This is a genomic window from Streptomyces sp. NRRL S-495, from assembly GCF_000966955.1.
Taxonomy (GTDB): domain Bacteria; phylum Actinomycetota; class Actinomycetes; order Streptomycetales; family Streptomycetaceae; genus Kitasatospora; species Kitasatospora purpeofusca.
The window spans coordinates 1-6,426 of record NZ_JZWY01000769.1 but is presented as its reverse complement, the minus strand read 5'-3'; the positions used below and the strand labels follow the sequence as shown (position 1 = coordinate 6,426).

Below are 6,426 nucleotides of genomic sequence, written 5' to 3'. Positions count from 1 at the left end.
GCATGAACGGCTCCCGGTCTTCGGCGCGGTTGCGCATCGATCCGGAGCAGCGTCCCCGGGCCGCCGCGCCGACCACGCCGTACTCACCGGTAGTCGCCCCGTCAGCGGTGTCGCCCTGTCGGCGGCGCCGGGGCCGCGCGTGGCCACCCCGGTGCCCGGGCCGTCGCGCACGCCGGGCGGGGTGCGTCGGGGGCGTTCGCCTGATGCACCGTCACCGTCCGTGTCGCAAAGGCCCTCTCGACGTGACCGGCGCGCGGCGGCATGCTCGTCCCCGTGCGCGGCCCGACCGGCGGCCCGACCGCCGCGCGCCTCCGTCACCCGACCGAAGGAGCCCCCGTGGAACGACTCGTGCTGGACCCGACCGGTCGCAACCGCGACGCCGAGACCGCCGAGCTGTTCGAGCGCGGCCCGGCGACGCCCATCGACATCCTCGGGGTGCGGGCCTGGGCGGTGGCCGACCCGGAGCTGCTGGAGGAACTGCTCAAGGACCCCCGGGTGTCCAAGGACGGCGTCCAGCACTGGCCGGACTTCGCCGAGGTCGTCCCCACCTGGCCGCTGGCGATCTGGGTGGCCGCCCACAACATGTTCACCGCCCACGGCGCGGAGCACCGGCGGCTGCGCCGGCTGGTCGGCACCGCGTTCTCGGTCCGCCGGATCAACGCCATGACCGAGCAGGTCGAGCAGCTGACGGACTCCCTGCTGGACGACTTGGCCGCGATGCCGCCGGGCACCCCCGTCGACCTGCGCGAACACCTCGCCTACCGGCTGCCGATCCAGGTCATCGCCCGGCTGCTGGGACTCCCGGACTCCCTCACCGACAGCTTCCGCACCACCGTCGACCGGGTCTTCGACACCACCCGCACCGCCGAGGAGGCCGTCGCCAACCTGACGTCCTTCTACGGCATGCTGGACGAGCTGATCGCCACCAAGCGTCGCGAGCCCGCCGACGACATGACCTCGCTGCTGATCGCCGCCCGCGACACCGGCGACGGGGAGGACGTGGCCGAGGGGGCAAGCGGGTCGGAGGGGGCGGCGGTGACCGCCGGTGCCTCGGCGCTGACCGAGGAGGAGCTGCGCGACACCCTCCTGCTGGTCGTCTCGGCCGGTTACGAGACCACCGTCAACCTGATCGACAACGCCATCGCCGCGCTGCTCACCCACCCCGAGCAGCTCGCCCTGGTCCGGGCCGGCAAGGTCGGCTGGGGCGATGTGGTCGAGGAGGCGCTGCGCCGCGACGCGCCCGTGGCGCACCTGCCGCTGCGCTACGCCGTCGAGGACATCGAGCTGCCCGGCGGGGTGGTCCTCCGCAAGGGCGACCCGATCCTGGCCTCCTACGCCGCCGCCGGTCGCCACCCCGTCCGCTACGGGGAGGACGGCGCCGTGTTCGACGTCACCCGTCCGGTCAAGGACCACCTGGCCTTCGGCCACGGCCCGCACTTCTGCCTCGGCGCCCCGCTGGCCCGGCTGGAGGGGGCGACGGCCCTGCGTCTGCTCTTCGAGCGGTTCCCGGACCTCGCCCTCGCCCCGGACGCCGAGCTGCGGCCCGTCGAGTCGCTGATCTCCAACGGGCACCGCGAGCTCCCGGTGCTGCTCGACGGGGTGCGGTAGGTCCGGCGAGAAGCGGATGACGGACCGCCGCGCGCCGCGCCCCGGGGACGTTCCGGGACGCGGCGCGCGGGAGGGCTCTGTCAGGGGGCCTGGGGGAGCGCCCGGCTCACTGCCCCCGGCTCACTGCCCCATGACGTACTTGACGGTCGGCCCGGTGGTCCAGCCGCCGTCCACCGCGAGTTCGGCGCCGGTCACGTAGGAGGCGTCGTCGGACAGCAGGTAGACCACGGCGGTGGCGATCTCGGGGGCCTCGCCGACGCGGGCCATCGGGGTGTTGGGGTAGTTGCCCTCACCCTGCCGGATGCCGACCGCCGCCGTCATCGGGGTGTAGGTCATGCCCGGGTGCACCGAGTTGACCCGGATCCGCTCGGTGCCCAGCTCGACCGCGCCGATCTTGCTGAGGCCGCGCACGCCCCACTTGGAGGCGCCGTAACCGGCGGTCAGGGCGAGGCCCATCAGACCGGCCGCCGAGGAGATGTTGACGATCGAGCCGCCGCCGGCCGCGCGCATCGCCGGGACGACGGTCTTCATCCCGATGAACACCCCGGTCAGATTGACGTCCAGCACCTTGCGGAAGTACGCCACGCTCTCGTCCGCGAGCAGGGTGCCGGTGGAGATGCCCGCGTTGTTGACCAGACCGTGCACCGCGCCGAACTCCGCCACCGCGTGGTCCACCACCCGCTGCCAGTCCTCCTCGGAGGTCACGTCGTGCCGCACGAACCGGGCCCGCCCACCGAGCTCGGCGGCGGTGGCCAGGCCGTCCTCCTCCAGGACGTCGGTGATGACCACGTTGGCACCGGCGGCGACGGCCAGCCGCGCGGCCTCGGCGCCGAGGCCGCGGGCGCCGCCGGTGATGATGACGGTCTTGCCGGTCAGGTCGTTCATGACGTGCTCCTCGAAGGGGTGGGGGCGGAGAGCATGGCGGCGGACATCGTCACCAGGTCGGCGAGGAAGGTCTCCTCGTCCGTCAGGGGGGTGGACCCGGTGAGGTACTGCTGCGCCCGGTCGGCCAGCGCCGCGCCGATCAGGGTGAGCGCGAGGTCGAGCCGCTCCAGCCGGATCGGCTCCGGCAGGCCGGAGATCCGCTGCTCGGCGAGCGCGATCAGCCGCCAGTAGCCGCCGCCCGCGAGGGTGGGGTGCGGGGTCCGGGTGCGGACGCCGCTGCCGCGGCTGACCTGGGCCGAGATCCGCAGGCAGTGCCGGCCCTGCTCGGTGCGCAGCTCGGTGGCCTCGGCGGTGACCAGGGCGTCGAGCAGCCCGGGGAGGTCCTGCTCCGCCAGGGTGGCGAGCCTCGGTGCGAGCGCCCGCTCGGTGCGCTCCTGCCGGGCGGCCATGATCGCTTCCAGCAGCCCCTCGCGGGAGCCGAAGTGGTACTGCACGGCGGACGGGTTGCTCTGTCCGGCCAGTCGGACGATGTCCTTGGTGAGCGAGGCCTCCACACCCCGGGTGGCGAAGAGTTCCTCCGCTGCCCGGAGCAGCCTCTCGCGGGTGTCGTGGCCCGCCGACGTCCTTGCCATGGGTCCAAGATTAATACTGGGCATTATTAATCGCAAAGCAGGCCGCCGCTCGGTCGGCGTGTCGGGCCCGACCGGCCGGTGCGGCCGGTCGGGCCCGTACTGACCGGCCCTCCCGGCCCGTCAGCCGTTCTCGTTCTCGCCCCGGTCGTCGCCGTCGCCCCGGTGGCGGCCGACGGACGTGGTGAAGACCTGGGAGTCCTCGGCCGCCGGAGCGTCGGTGCCGGCCACCAGGTTGCGGCTGGTCGAACCGAACACCACCGTGCGGCCCGCGGCGTCCACGAAGGGTTCCCGCGACGAACCGTTGCCGAGCGAGCCGTCGGCGGCGGTGGAGACCCGCTCGGTGCGGCCGGTGCGCAGGTCCTGGCGGTAGACGTCCCAGTCCGCGTGCTGCGGGCCGGCCACCAGGTTGTCGGCGGCGGACTCGAAGTAGAGCCAGCGGTTGTCGGCGGTGATCGAGCCGTGGTCCGAGGAGCCGACCGAGCTGGTGCCCGGCAGGCCGCCGCTGACCTTGGTCACGGTGCCCGTCCGCAGGTCCCGGACGTGGAGCACCGTGTGGTAGCGGTGACCGTTGGTCGAGCCGCCGGGCTCGGCCAGGGTGTAGATCGCGCGCCGCCCGTCGGGGCTGATCGTCGCCGCGAAGCTGGAGTTGCCGAGGACACCGTCGGTGCCCGTGCTCGCCGGGGTCAGCCGCCCGGTGGGCACGTCGTAGACGTAGTAGACGGCGGAGGTCGGATGGGAGGCGAGCGACTGCGCCGCCCCCGGCGGGGTGATCCGGCGCGCGGCCTCGGCGGCGCCCGGGGTCGGTTCCACGTCGGCGGGGGCGGGTGCCGCGGTCGGCTGCTCCTCCGGCAGCAGCGCCGAGAGCGAGGAGAAGCCGATGGTGCGGCCGTCCGCGCTGATCGTCGGGTGCACCGAGAGGCTCTCGCCCGGCTTGCCGTTCACGTCCCGGGAGATCAGCCGGGTGGTGTGGGTCCGTCGGTCGGTGAGGTAGACGTTGTACTTCCAGGTGTACGGCCGGGCCAGCGAGGGGTCGGCGCCGGTGGCCGGAGGCTCGGTGTCCACCACGGTCGGGTCGAGGTCGGTCCGGGAGGACACGAACGCCACGTACCGGCCGTCCGCGCTGATCGAGGGTGCGTAGGAGGCGTGGTACTGGTCGGTGTCGGTTCCGGCGGCGCTGCCGCTGACCAGCTCGGTGCGCCCCGTCCAGCGGTCGCGCAGGTACACCTCGTCGCGCCCGGTCACCCGTGCGCCGGGGGCCACGCCCTCGGCTTCGCTGTCGAAGGCGACGTAACGGCCGTTGGCGTTGATCGCGACGTAGTCGGTGAAGCCGTTCAGCGGCTCGTCCGCGTCGGAGAGGTTGACCCGCTCGGTGCGCCCGTTGCGCAGATCGGTCACATAGGCGTCGCGCCCGCCCTTCCCTGGCTGCCCCACCAGGTTCGTGCCCCAGGAGGTGAACAGGGCGTAGCGGCCGTCGGCGCTGATGCCCTGGCCGGCCGACTGTCCGTCGGGCGCGGTGCCGTTCACCCCGGTGCTGATCTGGACGGTACCGCGCGCCACCGGCCGGGCCAGGGCCTGGGCCGGGGCGGCGGTGGCGGCGATCACGGCGGCCGCGGCCAGCACTCCGCCTCCCGCGAGCCAGCGGTTGCGGGACGTCCGGCTGGTATGTGTCATCAAGGGTTCCCCTCAGGTCGCCCGGCCGGGCTCCCTCCCGGTGGCGGGCTTTCCGGGAAGCCAATCCGCCGGACGGCCGGTCGTCAACGATCGAGGGGGATCCGAAGTGGAAGATACGTCAACTGGCTTATAGGACAGAGTGATTGCCCGATCCTGGGGTCGGTGGACGTCCAGCGCCGGACCGGCCGCCCGTACCCGGCGGGCTGCCGCACCGCCGCGACGTCCTCGGCCTCCCGCCGCGCCCGGCGGCCAATGTCACAATCGCCGCCCCTGCGCAGTCATGGAGGAGGAGACCGCGAGAACGGAGGGCACCGTGCGGGAGATGAACTGGCGTGCGTCGGCCGGATGCCGGGGCACGGACCCCGAACTCTTCTTCCCCATCGGGAGCGGCACCAGCTTCCCGACCGTCGCGCAGAACGAGGAGGCGAAGGCCGTGTGCGGCCGCTGTCCGGTGGCGCCGGAGTGCCTGGACTGGGCGCTGAACGTCGCCGTGGAGGGCATCTGGGGCGGGACGACGGAAGCCGAACGCCGCGCGATCCGCCGGCGCAGCGCGTGAACCCGCCGCACGGCGGCTTCGGCGCGTCGGTCCTTCGGGATCCTCCGTCAGGGGCGGTTCGGGAGGACGGCGACGGCGAGCGGGCGGTGGCCGACGGGGAGGCGGGTGCTGCGGCCGGTGGCGGTGTCGACCACGGTGAGCCCGTCCCAGCCGCCCTCGCGGGTGAAGCCGCCGGAGACGTAGGCGGTGCGGTCGTCGGGGGACAGGGTGACGGTCTCGTGCGGGCCGTCCAGCGGGACGAGGCGCTCGCTGCCGTCGGGAGCGCGGACGGTGAGCGACGGTCCGGCGTCGGTGGCTGGGTCGATCGGGCCGGTCCCGACGATGTAGAGGGTGCCGTCGGGTGCGGCGGTGACGCCGTGCTGATGGGTGTTGGCGGTCATCGGCTCGACGGTGACCCGGCCGGTGGACGGGTCGACGACGGCGAGGCGCTCGCCCTCGAAGGGGAGCAGCAGGGCGCCGTCGGAGGGGCGGACAGCGGTGTAGTGCGGCTTGAGCCAGGAACCGAGCCCGCCCTCGGTGCCGTACGGCGCGACCTCGGTCCGGCGGGTGGCCCAGGTGGCGGTGTCGACCGTGGTGACGTCGAAGGAGTCGTGGTCGGTGACGTAGACCTGGCGCCCGTCGGCGGAGACGTCCACGTCGAAGGGCCGGCGGCCGACCGGGACGACCTGGACGACCGTCCGGGTCGCGGTGTCGACGACCTCCAGGGTGCCGTTGCCGCCGGGCACGTTGACGCCGACGTAGGCGCGGGCGCCGTCCGGGGAGAGCGCGATGCCCATGCCGCCGCCCCGGTACTCGCCGGTGGTGACCGGCCCGGTGCGGGTGGTGTGGGGGACCAGGGCGACGCGGGTGCGGGCGCGGGTGTCGACGACGGCGACGCCCTCGGCGGTGGCGACCCAGGCGGTGCCGTCGGGTGCGGCGGCGAGGCCGTACGGGGCGGTGCCGACGCGGACGGAGCCGAGGTCGGCGGCGCGGCCCGGGCGGGAGGGGTCGACGAAGGTGACGGTGTCGGCGCCGAAGTCGGTGACGAGGAGGGCGGGGGAGGCGGCGGCCGGCGTGGGGGTCGCTGTCGGGGGC

Annotated in this window: 6 protein-coding genes; 2 read left to right on the top strand and 4 right to left on the bottom strand. The window is 74.1% G+C overall.

Features of this window, described 5'->3' with window-relative positions:
- The first annotated feature begins 336 nt into the window (after positions 1–336).
- A complete protein-coding gene (locus VR45_RS33015) occupies positions 337–1,608 on the top strand; it encodes a cytochrome P450 (RefSeq protein WP_045943577.1) in 1,272 nt (423 codons plus the stop codon).
- Positions 1,609–1,728: 120 nt separating this feature from the next.
- Here the strand turns inward: VR45_RS33015 and VR45_RS33010 are convergent, their stop codons facing one another.
- From VR45_RS33010 to VR45_RS33000, 3 genes are all read right to left on the bottom strand, one after another.
- Entirely contained in the window at positions 1,729–2,493 is a 765-nt protein-coding gene (locus tag VR45_RS33010) for a glucose 1-dehydrogenase (protein WP_045943576.1), read from the bottom strand.
- A complete protein-coding gene (locus tag VR45_RS33005; RefSeq protein ID WP_045943575.1) occupies positions 2,490–3,125 on the bottom strand; it encodes a TetR/AcrR family transcriptional regulator in 636 nt (211 codons plus the stop codon). Before VR45_RS33005 ends, VR45_RS33010 begins: the two co-directional genes overlap by 4 nt.
- A gap of 120 nt (positions 3,126–3,245) precedes the next feature.
- Positions 3,246–4,796, bottom strand: coding sequence for a PD40 domain-containing protein (locus VR45_RS33000; RefSeq protein WP_159394440.1), 1,551 nt, complete (start codon positions 4,794–4,796; stop codon positions 3,246–3,248).
- A gap of 322 nt (positions 4,797–5,118) precedes the next feature.
- Between VR45_RS33000 and VR45_RS32995 the strand changes: the two genes are divergently transcribed.
- Positions 5,119–5,352: a WhiB family transcriptional regulator gene (locus VR45_RS32995; protein ID WP_052709559.1), complete on the top strand. Its 234-nt coding sequence runs from the start codon at positions 5,119–5,121 to the stop codon at positions 5,350–5,352.
- Positions 5,353–5,399: 47 nt separating this feature from the next.
- Here the strand turns inward: VR45_RS32995 and VR45_RS32990 are convergent.
- On the bottom strand, positions 5,400–6,426 hold a 1,027-nt coding region (locus VR45_RS32990), incomplete at its 5' end, for a YncE family protein (RefSeq protein ID WP_045943572.1).

Excerpts from the sequence above, each read along its gene's own strand:
- VR45_RS32995 (WP_052709559.1), top strand. The coding sequence starts at position 5,119 with ATGAACTGGCGTGCGTCGGCCGGATGCCGGGGCACGGACCCCGAACTC.
- VR45_RS33005 (WP_045943575.1), bottom strand. The coding sequence starts at position 3,125 with ATGGCAAGGACGTCGGCGGGCCACGACACCCGCGAGAGGCTGCTCCGG.
- VR45_RS33010 (WP_045943576.1), bottom strand. The coding sequence starts at position 2,493 with ATGAACGACCTGACCGGCAAGACCGTCATCATCACCGGCGGCGCCCGC.
- VR45_RS33000 (WP_159394440.1), bottom strand. The coding sequence starts at position 4,796 with ATGACACATACCAGCCGGACGTCCCGCAACCGCTGGCTCGCGGGAGGC.